The sequence below is a fragment of the Gammaproteobacteria bacterium genome (assembly GCA_016200485.1).
Classification (GTDB): Bacteria; Pseudomonadota; Gammaproteobacteria; order Tenderiales; family Tenderiaceae; genus JACQEP01.
Genome location: JACQEP010000013.1, coordinates 65,758 through 87,136, shown reverse-complemented (window position 1 = coordinate 87,136; position 21,379 = coordinate 65,758). Strand labels below are relative to the sequence as shown.

The 21,379-nt window shown below is 58.4% G+C and carries 20 protein-coding genes; all 20 read left to right on the top strand.

Features of this window, described 5'->3' with window-relative positions; translation table 11 throughout:
- Positions 1–2: 2 nt before the first annotated feature.
- The 20 genes from glgP to HY272_08580 all read left to right on the top strand — a co-directional run bounded on the left by glgP (position 3) and on the right by HY272_08580 (position 21,315).
- Positions 3–1,709 (top strand): alpha-glucan family phosphorylase, encoded by a 1,707-nt coding sequence (gene glgP, locus HY272_08675; protein MBI3772756.1) that lies wholly within the window; start codon positions 3–5, stop codon positions 1,707–1,709.
- On the top strand, positions 1,706–2,197 hold the full coding sequence (locus HY272_08670) for a YHS domain-containing protein (GenBank protein MBI3772755.1): 492 nt from the start codon (positions 1,706–1,708) through the stop codon (positions 2,195–2,197). The genes glgP and HY272_08670 overlap by 4 nt, the downstream gene beginning before the upstream one ends.
- Positions 2,198–2,302: 105 nt before the next feature.
- A complete protein-coding gene (locus HY272_08665) occupies positions 2,303–2,584 on the top strand; it encodes a hypothetical protein (GenBank protein ID MBI3772754.1) in 282 nt (93 codons plus the stop codon).
- Positions 2,574–2,675, top strand: coding sequence for a DUF2934 domain-containing protein (locus tag HY272_08660; GenBank protein ID MBI3772753.1), 102 nt, complete (start codon positions 2,574–2,576; stop codon positions 2,673–2,675). The genes HY272_08665 and HY272_08660 overlap by 11 nt, the downstream gene beginning before the upstream one ends.
- Before the next feature lie 39 nt (positions 2,676–2,714).
- On the top strand, positions 2,715–4,082 hold the full coding sequence (locus tag HY272_08655; GenBank protein MBI3772752.1) for a class I SAM-dependent methyltransferase: 1,368 nt from the start codon (positions 2,715–2,717) through the stop codon (positions 4,080–4,082).
- Positions 4,083–4,286: 204 nt separating this feature from the next.
- Complete coding sequence (locus tag HY272_08650; protein MBI3772751.1) at positions 4,287–5,882, top strand: AarF/ABC1/UbiB kinase family protein; 1,596 nt, start codon at positions 4,287–4,289, stop codon at positions 5,880–5,882.
- A gap of 18 nt (positions 5,883–5,900) precedes the next feature.
- The gene (locus tag HY272_08645) at positions 5,901–6,860 is read left to right on the top strand and encodes an HlyD family efflux transporter periplasmic adaptor subunit (protein MBI3772750.1); all 960 of its coding nucleotides are present in this window, start codon (positions 5,901–5,903) and stop codon (positions 6,858–6,860) included.
- Positions 6,830–8,800, top strand: coding sequence for an ABC transporter ATP-binding protein (locus tag HY272_08640; protein ID MBI3772749.1), 1,971 nt, complete (start codon positions 6,830–6,832; stop codon positions 8,798–8,800). The genes HY272_08645 and HY272_08640 overlap by 31 nt, the downstream gene beginning before the upstream one ends.
- Positions 8,801–8,803: 3 nt before the next feature.
- Positions 8,804–9,919, top strand: coding sequence for an ABC transporter permease (locus HY272_08635; protein MBI3772748.1), 1,116 nt, complete (start codon positions 8,804–8,806; stop codon positions 9,917–9,919).
- Complete coding sequence (locus tag HY272_08630) at positions 9,919–11,028, top strand: ABC transporter permease (protein MBI3772747.1); 1,110 nt, start codon at positions 9,919–9,921, stop codon at positions 11,026–11,028. The genes HY272_08635 and HY272_08630 overlap by 1 nt, the downstream gene beginning before the upstream one ends.
- Before the next feature lie 19 nt (positions 11,029–11,047).
- Positions 11,048–11,233 carry a YHS domain-containing protein gene (locus tag HY272_08625; GenBank protein ID MBI3772746.1) on the top strand — a complete coding sequence of 62 codons (186 nt, stop codon included), beginning with the start codon at positions 11,048–11,050 and terminating at the stop codon, positions 11,231–11,233.
- Between the two features lie 466 nt (positions 11,234–11,699).
- Positions 11,700–12,011, top strand: coding sequence for a YHS domain-containing protein (locus tag HY272_08620; GenBank protein ID MBI3772745.1), 312 nt, complete (start codon positions 11,700–11,702; stop codon positions 12,009–12,011).
- On the top strand, positions 12,008–12,274 hold the full coding sequence (locus HY272_08615; GenBank protein ID MBI3772744.1) for a hypothetical protein: 267 nt from the start codon (positions 12,008–12,010) through the stop codon (positions 12,272–12,274). Before HY272_08620 ends, HY272_08615 begins: the two co-directional genes overlap by 4 nt.
- Before the next feature lie 79 nt (positions 12,275–12,353).
- A complete protein-coding gene (locus HY272_08610; GenBank protein ID MBI3772743.1) occupies positions 12,354–12,770 on the top strand; it encodes a hypothetical protein in 417 nt (138 codons plus the stop codon).
- Between the two features lie 204 nt (positions 12,771–12,974).
- Positions 12,975–14,183 (top strand): TolC family protein, encoded by a 1,209-nt coding sequence (locus HY272_08605; GenBank protein ID MBI3772742.1) that lies wholly within the window; start codon positions 12,975–12,977, stop codon positions 14,181–14,183.
- Positions 14,176–15,555 carry an efflux RND transporter periplasmic adaptor subunit gene (locus tag HY272_08600; protein ID MBI3772741.1) on the top strand — a complete coding sequence of 460 codons (1,380 nt, stop codon included), beginning with the start codon at positions 14,176–14,178 and terminating at the stop codon, positions 15,553–15,555. The genes HY272_08605 and HY272_08600 overlap by 8 nt, the downstream gene beginning before the upstream one ends.
- Positions 15,548–18,679 (top strand): efflux RND transporter permease subunit, encoded by a 3,132-nt coding sequence (locus HY272_08595; GenBank protein ID MBI3772740.1) that lies wholly within the window; start codon positions 15,548–15,550, stop codon positions 18,677–18,679. Before HY272_08600 ends, HY272_08595 begins: the two co-directional genes overlap by 8 nt.
- A gap of 29 nt (positions 18,680–18,708) precedes the next feature.
- Positions 18,709–19,101 (top strand): hypothetical protein, encoded by a 393-nt coding sequence (locus HY272_08590; protein MBI3772739.1) that lies wholly within the window; start codon positions 18,709–18,711, stop codon positions 19,099–19,101.
- 153 nt (positions 19,102–19,254) lie between these two features.
- On the top strand, positions 19,255–20,043 hold the full coding sequence (locus HY272_08585) for a TIGR00266 family protein (protein ID MBI3772738.1): 789 nt from the start codon (positions 19,255–19,257) through the stop codon (positions 20,041–20,043).
- Positions 20,044–20,214: 171 nt separating this feature from the next.
- Positions 20,215–21,315 (top strand): M48 family metallopeptidase, encoded by a 1,101-nt coding sequence (locus tag HY272_08580; GenBank protein ID MBI3772737.1) that lies wholly within the window; start codon positions 20,215–20,217, stop codon positions 21,313–21,315.
- The last annotated feature ends 64 nt before the right edge of the window (positions 21,316–21,379 follow it).

Genomic DNA, 21,379 nt, shown 5'->3' with positions numbered 1-21,379 from the left:
AGATGACCATGCTCGACGAATTCACCCACGAACCGCGTGTCGCCTACTTCTCCATGGAGATTGCGTTGCGCAATGAGATCCCGACATACGCCGGCGGTCTCGGCGTACTCGCCGGCGATACCATGCGCTCGGCCACGGACCTCGAATTGCCGTTGGTGGCGGTCAGCCTGGTGAGCCGCGCCGGTTATTTTCGTCAGGAGATCGACGCCCAGGGCCGGCAGGTGGAGCAGTCGACAGGCTGGGATCCTGGGCGCTGGGCGCATCCGCTCGACGCCAAGATCGCCGTGCCGATCGAAGGCCGCACGGTCTGGATTAGCGCCTGGCTGTACGTGCTCGAAGGCCACATGGGCGGCCGCCAGCCGGTGTTGCTGCTCGACACCGACCTGGACGAGAACCGGGGCGACGACCGCGAAATCACGCACTATCTCTATGGCGGCGACAACGTCTACCGGCTCAAACAGGAAATTGTGCTTGGCATAGGTGGCGTGCGTCTGTTGCAGGCGCTCGGCTTCAGGATATGGCATTACCATATGAACGAGGGACACTCCGCCCTGCTCGGGCTGGAACTGATGCGGCGCCATAGTTACCCTGCCGAGGACCTGCGGCCCGGCGAATCGCTCTACGACATCCCGCGCGTGCGCAATCTGTGCAGTTTTACCACCCACACCCCGGTCGAGGCCGGCCATGATCGCTTCCCCTACGGTCTGGTGCAGCGCGTCCTCGACAACGGCTTCGAGATCGAGATCATCAAACGCCTGGCCGGCGAGGACAGCCTGAACATGACGCGGCTGGCGCTGAACCTGAGCGAATATGTCAACGGTGTCGCCAAGAAACACGCGGAAGTGTCGAACGCGATGTTCCCCGGCTATCGCGTGCACGCGATCACCAACGGTGTGCATCCGTTCACCTGGACGAGCGAACCCTTCCGCCAGCTCTACGACCGTTATCTCCCTAGCTGGTGTCACGAGCCAGAACTGCTGACACGCGCCGACTGCTGCATCCCCGATGCCGCGGTGCGTGAAGCGCATGGGCAGGCGAAGCAGGCACTTATCGCGCAGGTGCAGGCGCGCACTGGCGTTGCTCTTCAGCCTGAGGTTCTGATCATCGGCTTTGCACGGCGCATGACCGCTTACAAGCGGCCGGATCTCTTGTTCTCCGACCTTGAACGCTTGAGGGCGATTGCCCGCAACCGCCCGTTCCAGATCGTGTTCGCCGGCAAGGCGCATCCGCGCGATGCGGGCGGCAAGCAGCTCATCGAAACCCTGCACGGCCATATGCGTGCACTTGCAGACGTCATCCCGATCGCATACCTGCCCGACTACGATCTGGACACCGCGCTCGCCCTGGTGTCAGGCGCGGATCTGTGGCTGAACACACCGCTGCGTCCCCTTGAGGCGTCCGGCACCAGCGGCATGAAGGCCACGTTCAACGGCGTGCCTAACCTCTCGGTGCTTGATGGTTGGTGGGTCGAGGGCTGCATCGAGGGCGTGACCGGTTGGGCGGTTGGCAACACGGCAGGTACGGCCGACGGCGATGCCCGTGCCCTCTACGACAAACTCGAGCAGGTGGTGTTGCCCCTTTACTACAGCCATGACGGCGATCCCGGCGGCTGGATCAAGGTGATGAAGGGCGCGATCAGCAAGAACGCGGCGTATTTCAACAGCCATCGCATGATGCGCCGCTATGCGACCGAGGCGTACATGCGATGAGCAAAGGGCAGCAAAAAGTCCGGGATCCGGTCTGCGGCATGGAAGTGGCGCCGGGGCAACATGCGCTGGTCCACCTGCAGATGGAGTTTGCTTTTTGTTCCGAGCAATGCCGGGCACGTTTCCTCGCGCATCCGCATCTGTACATCGGATATCCGGGCGTGAAGGCGGCAAAGCAGGCGGGGAAGACCGTGCTCAAGCGGCGGCGCCTGCGTCTGGCCCGGCCGTTGTCGGGTGAAGGCGCGGCCATCGTGGAAGAGGTGTTGCGCGGCCTCATGGGGGTTGCGCATGTGTCTATTGCCGGCGAGGTGATCGAGATCACCTACGAATTGTTGCAGGTAAGCGCCGACGAGATCGAGGCCGCCCTCACCGGGACGGGTGTGCGGCTGGGCGAAGGCTGGACGGAACAGTTGAAGCGCGCCTTCATGCACGAAGTCGAGGAATGGGAGATCGAGAGCCTGGAGGCCAGCCCGCCGCGGCGCTCTTTTTGAGAGGCTGTGAGCATTGAAGGTCTGCGTCTGTCACGACGCGTATTGGGTGGAGTCGTCCAGCGTGATTGTTTGGGTTGGCGTAAATTGGAGGAGGTGCTGATCATGATGAATGATGATAGCCGGTTGCCGCACCCGAGTCTTCATTTGACGGAGATCCGGATACTGGCGCAACGCTTCAGCTCGAAAGAGCTCGAAGCGTGCATCGGCGACCAGCTCCAGAAGGGCGGCAACGTGTGCGAACCGTCGGGCCGGACGGAAGAAATCGTCAGCATCCTGGCCAAGGCGGAGTTCGTGAAAGCGCTCATGGAAAAGGGTTTCACGCAGTCCGAGGCCATTCGCGAGCTCGGGCGACGGATCCGGGCAGCACAGCAACAAGGTGAGTCGTGACGCTCGTCCGTGTGGCTTCGTGCCTGGATGCGAAGTGAATGATTGGCTCCAGGCCGAAGCGGAGATTGATCATGTCCTCACGCGTGCGTGAGACGGGTGCCGGTAACATTCTGCCAAGAGGGAAATAAAAATGGGAATGGTGGGAGAACATAGCAAACGGAAGGTAGGCAGGTCTGTTGTCACGGTCGGGGGCGCGCGCGATAGCGGCCGGTTTGACAAGGCGGTAAATGCCGCCCGTGACATCCTCACTCGGGTGCTGGCGGATTACCGAGGCAAGGTGGCGGTTACCCTGTGGAACGGCGAGCGGGTCGTAGGCGATGCGGGCGCGCCCTGCAATGTGGTGTTCAGGCATCCGACGGTATTGCGGCATTTGATCTTGCACCGGGATCTGGTGCGTCTTGCCGAGTCCTACCTGGCCGGCGAAGTGGAGGTGGAAGGCGACATGGAGTCGCTGTTCGATCTGGTCGAATACCTGCACGGCCATCCACTAGTCAGGTCTATGCGCCTGGGTACATTGTGGCCAGTGCTGCGTTTGTCCCATAAAGCGAGTATCGGCGCGCTTCGGCAGGTGCGGGCCAGCCGGAGTGCGCGTCGCAACTCGCGTGCCAGTATCGCCCATCACTACGATGTCGGCAACGACTTCTACCGCCTGTGGCTGGACCCGGAAATGGTCTACTCCTGCGCCTATTTCCGCGATGCGGGGCAGTCGTTGGCGGCGGCACAGCGCGACAAGCTGGATTACATCTGCCGCAAGCTGCGTCTGGCGCCAGGGCAGACGTTGCTCGATATCGGCTGCGGCTGGGGTGCTTTGGTGTGTTGGGCGGCACGTAATTATGGCGTTCGCGCCCATGGCATCACGCTGAGTGAGCAGCAGTACCACTACGCCGTTGAGCGGGTGCGTAACGAGGGGTTGCCGGGACAGGTAACGATCGAACTGCGTGACTACCGTGAACTACCCGAAGGCGTACGCTACGACAAGGTTGTCAGCGTCGGCATGTTCGAACACATCGGCGTGGCCAATTTTCCGGTCTACTTCGGCACCGTCAAGCGGGTGCTCAAACCGGGCGGCCTGTTTCTGAATCACGGCATCACCAACGACACCGGCTGGCAGGATACGCCGATCACACGCTTCATGAACCGTTATGTGTTTCCGGATGGCGAGCTGGCGCGTATCAGCGATGTATCCAACGCCATGGAGCAGGCCGGTTTCGAGATCATCGACGTGGAAGGATTGCGACGCCACTACGCGCTGACCCTGCGTCGCTGGCTGCGGGCACTGGAATTCCACCGCGAGCAGGCGGTGGACAGCGTGGGCGAAACGGCCTACCGCGTATGGCGCCTGTATATGGCGGGGTCCGCCTATTACTTTGATGAGGGTAGTACCAATGTCTATCAGGTACTGGCCGGCCACGCGCGTCAACCCCTGGCAACACCGCTGCGGCGCGATGACATCTATGAACGAGGCAGTGAACGTGGTGAACAAGAAGAAAGCAAATAGAGATAACGCGAGCAGGTTGCTTGCACGTTTTGGCTGTTGTGCCGTGGTCGAGACCAACGGCTTGGTGCAGCGTTTGCTGCACGTGACAACGGATAAGCAGTTGCCGTTCTTGAGATACTTGAGAAAAGAAGCATCAAAGATGAAGACGAGAGCCATTGATATGGGCAAGTTATTGTCAATGCTTAGCGCCTGCAGGATCGGCACATGCTAGACCTGTTCCGTTTGATTCGCATCGGGGTCGCGGTGTGGGGTTATCTGCTGTGGCTGCTGCTGCGGCGCTTGCACCTGTGGCCAGCGACCGTGTCCCCCGGGCGCAAAGCCAGCTTGACCTTGCAGCGTCTGGGCACCACTTTTATCAAACTGGGCCAAAGTCTGAGCCTGCGTCGCGATTTGCTGCCCGACGAGTATGTCAGCGCCTTCCAGGAGCTACAGGACCGGGTGGCGCCGTTTCCCGCCGTGGAGGCGGAGCGCGAGATCGTAGCAGCCTTCGGCAAACCAGTGGATCAGGTGTTCAGTGAGTTCGAGCGTCAACCCATGGCCGCCGCCTCCATCGCCCAGGTGCACCGGGCGCGGTTGCCGGATGGCACGGAAGTGATCGTGAAGGTCCGCCGTCCGGGCATCAAGGCCCAGGTGAGCCGCGACATGCGCCTGCTGCGCCGCGTGTTGCGGGTAGCGATGCTGCTGGCGTGGGGGCTGCGGCGTTTCCGCCCGCTCGACATCATCGACGAGCTTGAGACCAACTTGCTCAAGGAACTCGATTTGCGCCAGGAGGCGCACAATATCAAACGTTTTGTCATTGCGTTTAGCGGGTCGGCGACGGTGTACATTCCGCCTGTCATTGACGGACTGGTCGCCGAGGCGGTGCTGGTGCAAGTCATGAGCAGCGGGCGCCGCGTGGATCATCCGGGCATACACGCCAGTGGGCCGCGGTTGGCGGAGGCCTTCGTCGATGCCTATCTGCATCAATTTTTCGTGCTTGGCCTGTTCCATGCCGATCCGCATCCCGGCAACCTGTTCATTCGTGACGACGGGTGTATCTGTTTCCACGATTTCGGACTGGTCGGCTTTCTGGATCGTCGCACCCGCCGCAATCTTGCGGCGTTTATGCAAGCCTTTGTGCACCAGGATGGCGGTTGGCTGCTGGATGCCTATCTGGACCTGGGTGTACTGGCGGGTGACATGGATCGGCCCGAGTTCGAGCGCGGCCTGGAGGAACTGCTGCTGGATTATGCGGGGTTGCCGCTCAAGGAGTGGTCGTTCGCCGAGGTCTTCCTGCGCATCATGCATCTGGGGCGTGGACAGAACATCCGCCTGCCGCATCACTTGTTATTGCTGATGCGCACTTTTTTCATCATGGAATCGACCGTACGTAGTCTCGATCCCGAATTTAACCTGCAGGAACGGCTGATGCAGAGGGCGGGAGAGACCTTGGGTACGATTGTGCAAGATCATGGATGGAAGGCGTCTCAGGCGCGCCTCAAGTACGAGGCCGCCATGACACTGCAGGCAGTCCCGCGCACATTGAGCCGTCTGGCGCGTACCTTACGCAATGAAGGGCTGGATTTGGGAGTGGGGCGCCGCACTCTGGAAGAGCTGCAGCGGCACGTCGATCGCGGTACCAACCGCCTGGCGCTGGCGCTGGTATCGCTCGGGTTGTACATCGCTTCTTCATTGCTGATGCAGCATGCCGTGGGGCCGCGCGTGGCCGACATACCCGTGTTTGCGATCATCGGTTATGGATTGGCGCTGTGGTTCACGCTGTTGTTGTCCAGCGGCATTATTCGTTCAGGGCGGCTTTAGAAAAAAGGGGGGACGGCGATGCGCAAAAGTTGGTTGTGGACGTTGAGCGGGATGGGGGTGCTGGTAGCAGTGTCGTTTGCACTTTTTTTATGGCTGCGGCCGCCCACACTGTCTGCGGGAATGCTCTACGGCAACGGCCAGATCGAGGCCACCGAGGTAACGGTGAGCAGCGAGGTTACGGCCCGGGTGCTCGAGAGCAATCTGACGGAGGGGCGCACGGTGCAAGCCGGTGAGGTATTGGTGCGCCTGGATGAGACCGACCTCAACACCCGCGCCCAGCAAGCCGAGGCTCAGATGCGGGCGGTGCAGCGTGCCAACGCGCAAATCGGGCAGCAGCTCAGCGCCTGGCGGCATCACCTGCAGACCGCCGAGGCCGATCTGGCGCGTTATCGCACCTTGCGCGACGCCGGCACCGTTTCGGCGCAGGCCATGGACAAGGCACAGAACCAGTACCAGGAGGCGCGCGGTCAGGTGGGGGCGTTGGAGGCGCAGCTTGCCCAGACCGCCGCCAATCTGGAGGCGGCACAGCGCGAGGAGCAGCTATTGCGCGCACAGTTGGCTAAAGCAGTGATCCGTGCACCGAGCGCCGGCACCGTTCTCAGCAAGGGCATCGAGCCCGGCGAGCTGACTGCCCCTGGCCGTGCCATCGCCGTGCTGGCGGATCTGGCGCGTTTGGAACTCAGGGTCTATATCCCGGAAGCGGATCTCGGCAAGATCAAACTCAACGATCCGGCGCGCGTGCGTGTCGATGCCTTTCCCGAGCGCACCTTCGAGGCGCGGGTGGCGCGTGTCGACGCGCGCGCCCAGTTTACGCCCAAGGATGTGCACATGCCGGATGAACGTGCCCGGTTGGTATTCGGTGTGATACTCGCCGTCGACAACCCTCAGAGTTACCTCAAGCCCGGCATGCCGGCTGACGCCTGGATACGCTGGCAGCCGGACGTGTCGTGGCCGGACAAACTGTCGGTGCCGCGTTAACCATGAACGCTTCCGCCGAAGACTGGGTGATCGAGGCCGAGGGACTGGGCCGGCGCTACGGTGAACATACGGCGGTGGCCGGGCTCGATCTCAAGATCCGCCGCGGCGAAGTATTCGGATTGCTCGGCTCGGATGGCTCCGGCAAGACCACGACGCTGCAAATGCTCGCCGCCATCCTTGATCCCACGGCAGGCCACGCGAGAGTACTCGGTCACGACATTGTGCGCGAGGCGGCGCAGGTGAATGCGCGCATCGGTTACATGTCGCAGATTTTCAGCCTCTATGGACGGTTGACTGTCGAGGAAAATCTGGATTTCTTCGCCGCCCTGCACCATGTGCCGGAGGAAACGCGGGCGGCGCGCAAGTCAAATCTGCTCGCCTTTGCGGGGCTTGCGGCGCACCGTGCACGGCTAGCCCGCTACCTTTCGGGGGGTATGCAAAAAAAGCTCGCCTTGTGTTGTGCGCTCATCCATGCACCGTCGCTGCTCATTCTCGACGAACCCACCACAGGGGTCGATCCCCTATCTCGGCGCGAGTTCTGGAACATCCTCTATCAGGCGCTCATGGAGGGCACGACTATCATCGTCTCCACGCCTTACATGGACGAGGCCGAGCGCTGTACGCGGGTGGCGCTGTTGCACGATGGGCGACTGATCGCCAGCGATGTACCCGGACGATTGCGCGCCGGTCTGCCGTGGAAGATGTATGAGCTCGTTGCGCGCCCGCAGCGCCGTGCACTGACGATACTGCAGCAGGCGTTGCCGCAGGCCACGGTCTATGTCTATGGCGAACGCCTGCACGTGTATCTGCCGCCGGGTGCAGGCGCAGAAGAAAACTGGCGCACAGCGCTCGCGGAGTCGGGGGTAGAGGTGGCGGCATCGCGTCCAGTCGCGCCCAGTCTGGAAGATGTGTTCGTGGCGCTGCTGCCCGCCGCGCCGGTGGTGTCATTCCAGCCCGTGGCGGTCGCCATGCCGGAGATGGCCGGGATCGCGGTAGAGGTGGAGGCGCTCAGCATGCGCTTCGGCGCCTTCACTGCCGTGGATGGCGTGAGTTTCAGCGTGCGCCGCGGCGAGATCTTCGGCTTTCTCGGCCCCAATGGCTCGGGCAAGACCACCACCATCAAGATGTTGTGCGGGTTGATTGTACCCAGCGCCGGCCGGGCGCGCGTCGCCGGTTATGACGTGGCACGCGAGGCGGCCGCAGTGAAAACGCGCATCGGCTATATGTCGCAGCGCTTCTCACTCTACGAGGATATGACGGTAGGCGAAAATCTGGAATTTTTTGCCGGGGTGTATCAGGTTCCCCGCGCAGTACTTTCCGCGCGGCGCGCCGAGGCGCTGGCCCTGGCCGGGCTAGCCGGGCAGGAGCAACGCTTGGTGCGCGCGCTTTCCGGCGGTCTCAAGCAGCGTCTTGCGCTTGCTTGTGCTGTATTGCACCAGCCCGAGGTGTTGTTTCTCGATGAACCCACGGCTGGTGTGGATCCGTTGTCGCGTCGCCGCTTCTGGGAGCTGATCGGCACGCTCGCCGAACGTGGCGTCACTGTTTTTGTGACTACCCATTATCTGGACGAGGCCGAGCACTGTCATACCCTCGGGTTGCTTTACAACGGACGTCTGATCGCGCTCGGTTCACCGCAGGAGTTGCGTGAGGGCATGCGCGCGGGCGAGATGTTGGAACTCGAGTGCGACCAGCCGATCGAGGCCCTCGCCTTGTTTCGCAACACACCCGGGGTACAGGCCTCGTTCTTCGGCGACCGTTTACACCTGTTGGTGGACGATGCCGCTGTTGCCCGGCCACACATCGAGGCACGCCTTGATCAGGCAGGACATCGCGTGTTGCGCCTCGAGCCGGTGTCGCTCGGTATCGAAGATGTGTTTCTGGCATTTATCCAAATGGAACAGTCGCGTCTTGAGAGTTTGAGACATGTTAGAGAAGGGTGATCGATGAGCAACCTGATCTGGACCATAGTATGGAAAGAGGTGCGCGAAATCCGCCGAGATCCGGTTACCCTCGCGGTGGCGATCCTGTTGCCGCTGCTCATGCTTTATCTCTTCGGCTCGGCGCTTTCACTGGACGTCAAGGATGCGCCTCTTGCGGTCTATGACCTGGATCAAAGCCCCGCGAGCCGTGAATTGAGCGAGGCCTTTTCACGCTCCGGTTACTTCAAACGTGTGCATGATATCCGCAGCGAGCATGAGATCGCCGCCGTGCTCGATGGTGGCCAAGCACGTCTGATTCTGGTAATTCCAGCAGATTTTTCGCGCAAGCTCGCACGGGGTGAGTCCGCCTCTGTGCAGACCTTGACCGACGGCGCCTTTTCCGCGACCGCCATGGTGGTGGTCGGCTATGCCGAGGTCATCATTCAGAACTATGCCCTGCAGCAACTCGCGGCGCGCGGTGGCGCAACACCGATGCTGATTCGTGTGGAAGGACGGGTGTGGTACAACGCCGCCCTGGAGAGTGTGAACTACATCGTGCCGGGCTTGTTTGGGGTGATATTGATGGCCTTCCCGCCGCTGCTCACCGCGCTGGCAGTGGTGCGCGAGAAGGAAAGCGGCTCGGTGCAGCAGATCTTCGTCTCTCCCATTCGCCCCTACCAGTTCATCGCCGGCAAGATGATCCCTTATGCCGTCATCGCCTTTTTGGAAATGCTTATGATTCTTGCCGCCGGCGTAGGATGGTTCGCGATCCCGTTTCGCGGCAGCCTTGCCCTGTTTTTGGCCGCCACCGTGATTTATGTCTTCTGCACCGTGGGTCTGGGTCTGTTGATCTCCAGCGTCACTCGCAGCCAGCTGGTCGCCATGTTGCTGGCGCTGCTCGTCACGCTCATGCCGTCGTTCCTGTTCTCGGGGTTTTTGTTTCCAACCTTTACCATGCCGCCCATGTTGCAGATGTACACCTATCTGTTTCCGGCGCGCTATTTCATCGAGATTGCGCGGGGCATTGCCATGAAAGACGTGGGACTGGCGTTGCTATGGCCGCAATTCCTGGCCTTGTTGTTTTACACCATGCTGGTGTTCGTGTTGACCGCGCGTCTGTTTCGCAAGAAGGTAGCGTGATGGGACGGGCGGGGCGAGTGTGGGCACTGATACGCAAGGAGTTGATCCAGTTCCTGCGTGCCCGCGCCATGTTGTTGCTCATCCTCTATCTCTACACAGCCGAAGTGTTGATGTGTACTTACGCCATGTCTTTTGATGTGCGTAACCTCGCGACGGTGTTCCTGGATAATGACCGCTCGGTGGCGAGTCGACAGTTGCAACAAGACTTCAGCCATTCGGAATATTTTCGCATCACTCACAGTGCGGGTACGGAGGATGAGTTGGCCTCACTGCTTGATCGTGGAGCGGTGTTGGCAGCAGTGATCATCCCCCCCGGTTTTGCCCAGCACCTTGTCCTGGGAGAGCCGGCGCAGGTGCAGCTATTGCTTGATGGCGCCACTGCGAATACCGCTTCCGTGGCCCACGGTTACGCCCAGCGCATTGTGCAGAATTTTGCCCTTGAAAAAGGCGGGCACGCGGGCATGGAGCCGCCCGTCGTACACCGTCCGCGTGTGTGGTACAACTCCGAACTCGATTACCGCCATTTCATGGTGTTGTCGATGATGTCGCTCGCTGGCATGTTGGTGGGCGTGATCACCGCCGCCGCCGGCATTGTGCGCGAGAAAGAAGCGGGCACCATCGAACAATTGTTGGTGACACCGGCCAGCGCTGCCGAGTTGATCCTTGCGAAGATGGTGCCGCCGTTGCTGGTGGGTCTGATGGCCTTGTTTCCGAGTCTCGCGGTGGCTGCTGCGGTGGGCGTACCGTTGCGCGGCAGCTTGCTGCTGTTCTTGTTGAGCTCGGCGCTGTTTTTGTCGAGCAGCATGGGCATCGGTATCATGGTGGCCACGGTGACCCAGACCCTGCAACAGGCACTGCTGGTTTCTTTTTTGGTCTTATTCCCGGTGCTGTTCCTATCCGGAACCATCGTACCGCTGGAGAGTATGCCGCTAGCGCTTCAGTATCTGTCGGAGGCGAGTCCTCTGCGCCACTATATGGAAGTGGTGCTGGGGTTGTTTCTCAAGGGGGTGGGTATCGAGGTACTGTGGCCTCGATTGCTCGCCATGTTTGCCATTGGCGTGCTGCTGCTCGGACTGAGCTTGCGACGGCTGCGACGCCATCTGGTGTGATCGCAAAAGGAGATGAGCGATGGAGAAGGATCCGGTGTGCGGTATGTTGGTAGACCCTGAACACACGGCAGGACAGCGCGATTACCAGGGCAGGAACTATTATTTTTGCAGCCCCGCGTGTCTGGCCAAGTTTGATCAGGCGCCGCAGCGCTATCATCAAGAACAGGTGCGCAACAAACAGGAGCGTGGCGGCCCCTCGGGTTGAAGCGTGGTTTGAGTAGTCCATCAGTGTGAACGATGAGGGTGCCGGGCCCGGACTATCGCGTTCATATGACCGCGCTTCAACCTTACAAACATGTAATCGTGGTGTCAGCCCACTGTCATGGCTGATATCCCATAGTCAGATATAGCCAAGGAACCATAACGGTAGGCCAAATAATTCAGGGGTTCTACAATCAATCCAAGGATATATTCGATGATCAAAGTACGGCTTGCAGTGTTGGCAGTTTCGCTTGTTCTATTCGGTGGTTGCGCGAGCAATGGTGAAAGCTATCCTGGTCATTCAGGTAGCAGTAGTTCGCATAAACACTTATCTCATTGACAGAGGATAAACCATGAAAGCGCTGATTGATCGCCTGGCCACGGTATTGATCTGAAAGGCATCGACAAGAGATCGCCTATGCGCGATAAACAGGCCACTGACCGGCAGCCGCGGGTTTAAGGAGAAAATAATGGAAGGACTATTCTCATTTTTACTGTTTGCGGTTTTGTTTTACGTCATGATGCGCTTCGGCTGTGGTGCCCACATGGTCCATGGACACGGTGGGCATGAAGGACACGCTGGCCATGGCGGAGATGAGGAGAAGTACATTGATCCTGTCTGCGGCATGGAAGTGGAGGCAAACAAAGGTTATGGCAAAATGTATCAGGACAGGCTGTATCGCTTCTGCACCCGTAGTTGCCTGGATAAATTTGACACCGATCCCGAGCGTTATCTGCATCCGTCTCCTGGCAAAGGCGACAATAAGGGGGATTCGCTATGAAGGGCTTATCGCTCGTGGCGGCCGGTCACGCTACCAGTCTATTATTTGTAATCACTTTCGTTCTGTGTGTGGGGTTCGATCTCGCTTTTCCCAGTCATGCCATGTATCAAAGTTGGCAGAAACTGCTGCCGGGGTTTGAGTGGATCACTTGGAAGAGCGTCTTGCTTGGTTTGGCAGAAGCTTATGGGTACGGTTGGTACGTCGCACTGGTGTGGGTGCCGCTTTATAACGTTTCCGCCGCCAGCCAGTCGAAATCCAGGTAATCAATGAGTGTTGTGCGTACGTATAACCCTATAATAGATTTTTTAGCGTTCAATGCTTATTAAGAAGGAGAAAGTCATAATGATACGCCATTTACTTGCAACACTTATCTTGAGCATGTTCTCCATGTCTGCGCTCGCTGAGAGTATTGATCATGCGGGCTGTAATAATGATGTGACCGTCTACGTCGATAAAATGGGGATTGTTAACGAGGAAAGGCTGCATGAGCATCTCGAGCAAGCGAAAAACTCGCTTGATGAGATACGCCGAATGAAAGCGGGCAGTAATCAGCGCCGCTATCTATTGAATGTTCATCTCTCGAAAATGCAGCAGGCCATGGAAGAAATGCACAACTTGAAGCTCGCGAGTGATTGTTCAGCGGCGGCGCATGGCGCATCCATTGAGACGCGAATTAGCGTTATCGAAAAACGCATGGATATGATGCACGATATGATCGAACAAATAATCGGACATCAGCAGGAAAGCGGACATGAATAAAAGCGGGTGAGGCGACTATTCAGTTCACGTTGTGTTCGGAAGCGTGTTGATCGCGCGAAATTCCATTATTGGCGCATATCTGGCACCCTTTCCAGAAGCATCGATGTTTTTTCAGCTCTGGCCGCGTCTGTTGCAAACGCGAGCGGGGCAGGATTAGGAGGATATCTCATGCCAAGGCCGCTCTGCTTATTTCGCGGGTGGCGTTTGTTTCTGCCCATTTTGTTGGGCGCAACAGTGACTGCTCATGCTGTTGAACCGCCGGTACTCAGTTTGCAAGAGGCGCTTGCCACGGCGCTAGCCGGCAATCCAGGTTTGGCACAACGCCGTGCCGAGACCGAGGCGCGCGCCGCCATTCCTTTGCAATCCGGCACGCTGCCCGATCCCAGTCTCACCCTTGAACCCGGCCGTGCCGCCATGACTCAGTTCAGACTGGGGATCACTCAGGAGTTGCCTTATCCCGGTAAACTCAAGTTACAACGCAGTATTGCTCAGCAGGAAGCCGAGGCGTCTTCGTTGGAGACTGGCGGGGCCGTATTGCGGCTCACGGCTGAGGTAAAGCAAGCCTGGTGGCGTTTGTTTTATCTTGACCGCGCGCTTTCCACGGTGCGGCGCAACCAGACAGTGATGCGTCAACTGGTGGAAGTGGCCCAGACCCGTTACCGTGTAGGACAAGGGTTGCAGCAAGATGTGTTGCTCGCCGAGGTGGAGCTGGCCAAGTTGCTGTCGATGGAGGCGGAGCTGGAAGGGCAACGGCGGGGCGCGGAGGCGCGGCTCAACACGCTCATGTATTGGCCAGTCGCCAAGGCCATCACATTGCCGATGGAGGTCTCCGAACTCCTGCCCGAATTGCCTGCGGAAAAAGAGCTGTTGGATCGGGCGGCGACCCGGCCTGAAGTGCTGGTGCGGCAGCGCAACATAGAAGCCGCCACGAATTCATTGGCGCTGGCGCGCAAAGATTACCGCCCCGACTTCATGGTGGGCGCCAATTACGAGTGGCGTGAGGGCGAAGCCGACATGAAGAGTGTGATGCTTACCATGACCTTGCCCATCCATACAGCCTCCCGCCAGGATAAGGCGGTGGATCAGCGCAGCGCCGAGTTGATGGCGCAGCGTTTCGCCTTGCAGGAGACGGAGGCGCAAGTGGCTGTCGAGGTGGCGACGGCGCTGGCCGATTATCAGCGTGCCCGTCGTCAGGTGGTACTACTCAAGACAGGTGTGATCCCTCAGGCCAATCTGAGTGTGGTCTCCATGTTGGCCGGCTATCAGGTGGGAAAGGTGGATTTTCTCAATCTCGCCCAGGCGAGGGTCACTCTTTATGAATACGAAACCCGTTATTGGCAGGCGTTGAGCGAGGCCCGCATGGCGCTGGCGCAGTTGGATGCGGCTGTGGGACAAGAGGTGGTGCATGAATAGCAGAATCATCGTTATTGCCATGGTCGCGCTGATATTGGGCGTGGGCGGCGGTTATTGGTGGGCGCAGCGCGGTATGCCAGAAGCCGTGGCTCCATTGGCGCAGGCGCCTAAAGAGCGCAAGCCGCTTTATTACCGCAATTCCATGAATCCTGCTGTGACATCACCGGTGCCTAAAAAGGACGAGATGGGGATGGATTATGTCCCTGTTTACGCCGAAGAAGAGCAGGGTTCCGCCGGGATGGTGAGCATCGATCCGGGTACGGTACAGAACATCGGCGTACGCACCGTGCGCGCCGAGCGCCGCGTGCTCGGCCAGACCATTCATGCTGTGGGTCGAGTGGATTACAACGAAGAGCGCCTGGCGCGGCTCAATCCCAAGACCGATGGCTGGGTGGAGTCACTCAATGTTTCCGTTACAGGTCAGCGGATAGCTAAGGGCACCGTCTTGTTAAGCCTTTATTCACCGCAGTTGGTGACGGCGCAGCAGGAGTATCTGCTGGCATTACAAAACATGGAGACATTGAAGGACAGTCCTTACGAGGACTTGCATCACGGCGCCAAACAATTGGTGGAGGCGGCGCGTGCGCGCCTGGAATTGCTGGATGTGCCGGCCCATCAGATCCAAGATCTGGAGACCAAGCACCAGATCAGCAAGACCCTCCATATTCATTCTCCCTTTGACGGGGTGGTAGTGGATATTGGAGTGCGTCCCGGTCAGTATGTCACGCCCAACACCGAGCTTTATCGTATCGCCGATCTCAGAAAACTGTGGGTATATGTAGATATCTACGAAAATGAACTGCCGTGGCTAAGGGTTGGCGATAGTGCCGAGATGCACATCGCTGCTGCACCGGGAAAAGTGTTCAGAGGGCGGGTGACGTATATCTACCCCTTCGTGGACCCCAAGACCCGCACGGTGCGTCTGCGTTTGGAATTCGATAATCACGGCGATCTGCTCAAGCCCGAGATGTTCGTCCAGGTAACGTTGCGTACGGGTCTCAAACTGGAGTCAGTCGCGGTGCCGAGCGAGGCGGTAATCCGTTCCGGAGAACGCGAACAAGTGTTTGTTGTGCGCGCGCCGGGCAAGTTCGAGCCGCGTGTGGTGGAGCTGGGACTCTCGGCCGAAGGCTGGAGCGAGATCAAGCGAGGGGTCCGCGCCGGCGAGGAAGTGGTGACCTCGGCGCAGTTCCTGATCGATTCGGAATCCAAGCTGCGCGAGGCTGCGGCCAAGATGTCCAATGTGCTGCAACCTTCTCCTTCCATTACGCCGCCAACCGATGATCTCGATATGTCGGGCATATCCTTATCCGTGCCTGCGGGCAAGACTACGGATAAGCAGCGCTTGGGCAATGGAAAACATCAGCATGATTAACTCCGTCATCGCGGCAGCGCTGCGTAACAAATTCCAGGTCGCACTTGCGACGTTGGTGCTGATCGCAGTGGGGATATGGGCGCTGCGCACCATGCCGGTGGATGCTATCCCCGATCTTTCCGATGTGCAGGTAATCGTATTCACCGACTATCCCGGCCAGGCACCGCAAGTGGTGGAGGATCAGGTCACCTATCCGCTCACCACGGCGCTGCTCGCCGTGCCGCACGCCAAGGTGGTACGCGGCTATTCTCTGTTCGGGATGTCTTTCGTCTATCTCATCTTCGAGGACGGTACCGATCTTTATTGGGCGCGCACGCGAGTGCTGGAGTATCTCAACTACGTGCGCGAACGCCTGCCCGCCGGCGTAAATCCAACGCTGGGTCCCGATGCGACCGGTGTGGGTTGGGTTTATGAATATGCCTTGGTAGATAAAAGCGGCCGCCATGATTTGTCGCAACTGCGCTCGATTCAGGATTGGTTCCTGCGCTATCAGTTGCAGACCGTACGGGGCGTGGCGGAGGTGGCCTCCATCGGCGGTTATGTGAAGCAATACCAGGTGGAAGTGGATCCGCGCGCGCTGGCCGCCTACAACATCTCTCTTGCCCGTGTGCGCGAGGCCATCGAGCGTTCCAACGCCGACGTGGGCGGCGGGGTGATCGAGCTGGCCGAAACCGAATATGTGGTGCGCGGCCGCGGTTATTTGCGTTCGCGCGAAGATATTGAAGGAATCCCGGTGGAGGTGGACGCGCGCGGCGTGCCCATCCGTCTCAAGGATATCGCCCATGTGCATCTCGGCCCGGAACTGCGGCGCGGCTTGGCGGACCTCGACGGTGAGGGCGAAGTGGCGGGCGGTGTCGTGGTGATGCGCTATGGCGAGAACGCGCTCGCCGTCATCCAGCAAGTGCGCGCCAGATTGGAGGAGCTTAAGAAAAGTCTGCCCGAAGGCGTGGAGATCGTGCCAGTGTACGATCGCGGCGCCCTCATCGAGCGGGCGGTCGCCACCTTGAAACGTTCGCTAGGAGAAGAGTCGCTGGTGGTTTCGCTGGTGTGCGTCATATTCTTGTTGCACATCCGCTCGGCACTGGTGGCCATCGTCACCTTGCCGATAGGAATACTCGCCGCGCTGCTTGTTATGCGCTGGCAAGGCATCAATGCCAATATCATGTCGCTGGGCGGCATCGCCATCGCCATCGGCGCCATGGTGGACGGTGCGATTGTCATGATCGAGAACGCCCACAAACATCTCGAACGCGCGGCTGAGGCCAAGGGCAGCGCGTTGAGTCATGCGGAACGTTGGGAGGCGTGCAGCGCGGCAGCCAAGGAAGTCGGTCCCGCTTTGTTTTTTTCGCTGCTGATAATCACGGTATCTTTCCTGCCCGTGTTTACGCTTCAGGCGCAGGAAGGCCGTTTGTTTTCGCCGCTCGCTTACACCAAGACTTACGCTATGGCGGCAGCGGCGGTGCTGGCCGTTACCCTGGTGCCGGTGCTGATGGGTTATTTGATACGCGGCAAGATCCTGCCAGAGGCGCGCAATCCCATCAACCGCGCCCTGCATGCCTGGCACATGCCTGTGCTGACGCTGGCCATGCGCCATCGCTGGGTCACGCTGGGTATCGCCGGGGCGTTGCTTGTGGTCACGCTTTATCCCATGTTGAAGCTGGGCGCGGAATTCATGCCGCCGCTGGATGAAGGCGACATCCTCTACATGCCGACGATGTATCCCGGTGTGTCGATCACCAAGGCGCGCGAATTCACTCAGCAAACCGACAAGATTCTGCGCCGCTTTCCCGAGGTGCAATCGGTATTCGGCAAGAGCGGCCGGGCGGAGACCGCCACCGACATGGCGCCACTGTCCATGTTAGAGACAACCATACGCCTCAAGCCGCTCAGCGACTGGCCCGATCCGGACAAGCTAACCCAACAGCTCATTCAGGAGATGGATGCAGCGATCAAGTTTCCCGGCGTGGCCAATGCCTGGACGTTACCCATCAAAAACCGCATCGACATGCTTGCCACCGGCATCAAAACGCCAGTGGGAATCAAGGTGAGCGGCCCCGATCTCAATGTGTTACAGGAACTGGTGTCGCAAGTGGAGCGGACGTTGAAACAACTGCCGGAGACTCGCTCCGCCTTCGGTGATCGCGCCGTGGGTGGTTATTATCTGGATTTCGATATCCGGCGCGATGAGGCGGCACGTTACGGCCTTACCGTGGGCGACGTGCAGGATGTGATTCAAACCGCCATCGGCGGCATGAACGTGACGCAGACGGTGGAGGGACTGGAGCGTTATCCGGTGAGCCTACGTTATCCACGCGAACTGCGCGACAATCTGGAACAGTTGAATCGTGTGTTGATCCCCACACCCACGGGGGCGCAGATTCCGCTTTCGATGGTGGCGGAACTCAAATTGCGCCGCGGTCCACCGGACATCAAGAGCGAAAACGCCCGTCCCAATGCCTGGGTGTATGTGGACATCAATACCGCGGATATCGGCGGCTATGTGACGCACGCAAAAGAAGCGGTGGCGCGCCAGGTGAAGCTGCCGTCCGGTTATACCATTGCCTGGTCGGGACAATATGAATATATGGAACGTGCCGCGGCGCGGCTTAAGATCGTCCTGCCGGCGACTTTGCTCATTATTTTCGTGTTGCTGTATTGGAACTTTAAAAATGTCACCACACCGCTGGTGGTGATGCTGTCTATTCCCTTCGGCCTGATCGGCGGCGTATGGCTGGTATATTTGCTCGGTTACAATTTGTCGGTGGCCGTGGCGGTAGGCTTCATCGCACTCGCCGGTGTGGCCGCCGAGATCGGTGTGCTGGTGCTGACCTTTATCGACCAGGAAGTCGCCAAGCGCCGCGCTGCGGGCGCGCGATTAAGCACAATGGAATTGATGCAAGCCGCACAGGCGGGTGCCGCCGAGCGCGTGCGGCCCATCGCCATGACCGCCACCGCCATCACCGCTGGTCTGTTGCCCATCATGTGGAGCAGCGGCACCGGCTCCGAGGTAATGAGTCGCATCGCCGCACCCATGGTGGGCGGCATGGTGAGCGTCACTGTGTTGAGTTTGATTGTCTTGCCGGTGATTTACGGCTTGGTCTTGCAGATGAGAGAGAAACTTTGATTGTTGATCTATTTTGAAAAGGGAATGTTATGAAATTTATTACATCCATGATCGCTGCCGTATTCGGTCTTGTATTTGCAACCACCGTGGCTGCCGGCGGTGCACTGGAAGAAAAACAAGCCATCGACGGTTACACCGTTACCTTCCATATTGCCAGGGCCAAGGCCGATATGGAGATGGGGGGCAGCCACGATGTCATAGTGAACATCGAGAAAGGTGGCAAGACCGTAATAGATGCGCAAGTGAATTCCAAGGTTATCCATCCCGATGGCAAGGAAGAGACCAAGATGATGATGCCAATGGGCGATAGCTACATGGCGGGATATAGTCTTGGCCATGCCGGCAAGCATCAGGTCATCATCCTGTTCAAGACTAAGGACGGCGCCAAGCATAGCGGAGGAGTCTATTTCTCCAATGATTGAATTGTAGGGAGAAGGTGTGTGACGCCGTCAAGTCATTGTGGTAACCGTGACGAGTGCGAAGTGCGAGTGGTCCTTCCAGCGATTGATCTGGTGTACAATCCAAGCACCTTTTTCAGTTTTTTATAACAAGCGCAGGAGTCAATCATGCCCGGGATGGATGTCATTGATTATCAAATCTTCGGTTCCGAGATGCAGTATGTAGAGATCGAGCTGGATCCAGGTGAGGCCGCCATCGGCGAGCCGGGTAGCATGATGTGGATGGATGACGGCATCCAGATGGAGACGATCTTTGGCGATGGTTCTGAGCAGAAAAAAAGCTTGTTCGGCAGTCTGGTCGGCGCGGGCAAGCGCCTGATTACGGGAGAGTCGATGTTTACCACCGTGTTTATCAATCAAGGCACGGGCAAACGCAAGGTCGCTTATGCAGCACCCTATCCAGGTAAAATCTTGCCGATGGATTTGAATAAGCTGGGTGGTCAGCTTATTTGTCAAAAAGATTCCTTTCTTTGTGCGGCCAAGGGAGTGTCGATTGGTGTTGCTTTCCAGCGCAAGTTAGGTGTGGGACTGTTTGGTGGTGAAGGATTTATTATGCAAAAACTCGAAGGCGATGGTTTGGCCTTCGTGCATGCCGGCGGTACTTTGTGTGAGCGAGTGCTGGCGCCGGGTGAATTGATACGTATCGATACCGGCTGTTTGGTGGCAATGCAACCGAATGTTAGTTATGACATCGAATATGTTGGCAAGATTAAATCGGCAATCTTCGGCGGTGAAGGTTTGTTTTTTGCGACTTTGCGCGGGCCAGGTAAGGTGTGGTTGCAATCCTTGCCCCTGAGCCGGCTTGCCGGGCGCATTTATAGCGCCATACCACAGCGAGGCGGCAGCCGTGAAGAAGGATCGCTGCTCGGTGGTTTGGGTGGCTTGCTTGACGGAGATAATTCATAATAAAAATATGAATCTTAAAACCTCGGCTTCACCACAGAGGCACAGAGAGCACAGGGGAAAAACAGGTTATCGTTTTGTTTCTGGGACTCATCTGTCAGGTTTTGAAATCGTTACCTCATTGATTTCTTTTCTTTCTCGATGTCTCCGTGTCTCTGTGGTAAGGAATGTTGGATGAATCAGCTCTCCGGCCGGGCCCATGGCCCGGCATTTTCTTCTAATGGTGAAACCGTGGCGGCGGAAATCACTGCCGATGGCTTGGTGCTGTGTCCTGGTGAAGTGCGGGCGCAACGTGTGGCATGGGATACAATCACGCTCCGCAGTGGCGGATTTCACGGCGATACCCTGTTGCTGGAATGGCCGGATTTGCAGGGTAAAACGGCATTGTCCTTATCCGATGCAGAGGTGCACTACGTGTTGTTGACGCGAGCGCCGGCTGCAATTGTTGCCCAGCTGGCACAGGTAAACGGACAGCAACGGCGTTCGCAACGTCGTTCTCGTGTCGGATGGGTGGTATTGATCTTCCTGTTGCTGAGTCCAGTCTTGCTGGTGCTTGTGTTCTGGTGGCAATCGTCTCGGATTATCGATTGGGCCGTAAGTCATATCACGATCGAGATGGAGCAACAATTGGGTGAGGCCGCTTTTGCCCAGAGCACACTCGGTATGAAGATGCTCGATCATGGTCCGGCGGTTGATTTTGTGCGTCAAACGGGCGAACTCTTAACGAAGGGAAGTGCCTATCACTTTCAGTGGCATGTGGTCGATAGTCCCGTCGTTAATGCCTTTGCAGTACCTGGCGGCCATGTCGTAGTGTTTACCGGACTACTCAAATCAGCGCAGACTCCAGAAGAAGTAGCCGGTGTATTAGCACATGAGACGCAGCATGTGCTGCAACGCCATAGTTTACGGGCGATGGTGCAAGCCATTGGTTGGCAGGCAGTGGTAAGTTTGGCGATTGGCAACGTCGGCAGTGGCATGGCAGAAGAGTTGGCGACTCAACTGGGAACGCTGAAGTTCAGTCGTAGCCAGGAAAACGATGCCGATGCGAAAGGCGTGGCATTGCTCAGACAGGCGCAAATCTCCCCTGAGGGCATGCTCAATTTTTTTGAGCGCATGAGCAAACAGAAAGGGCCGCAGTTGGCGATTTTATCCACCCATCCACCGAGTGATGAGCGACTGGCTGCGTTACGTGAAATTCTGCATACTCAAGGTCAATATCCAAATCAACCCTTGATGGTTGATTGGCCTGCGCTTCAGGCAGGACTCGTAAATTAAATTCGGGAATTGAAACTGCCAAGGCAGCAGCGAGGCTGATCAACGTTGAACTTAATTCAGGGTG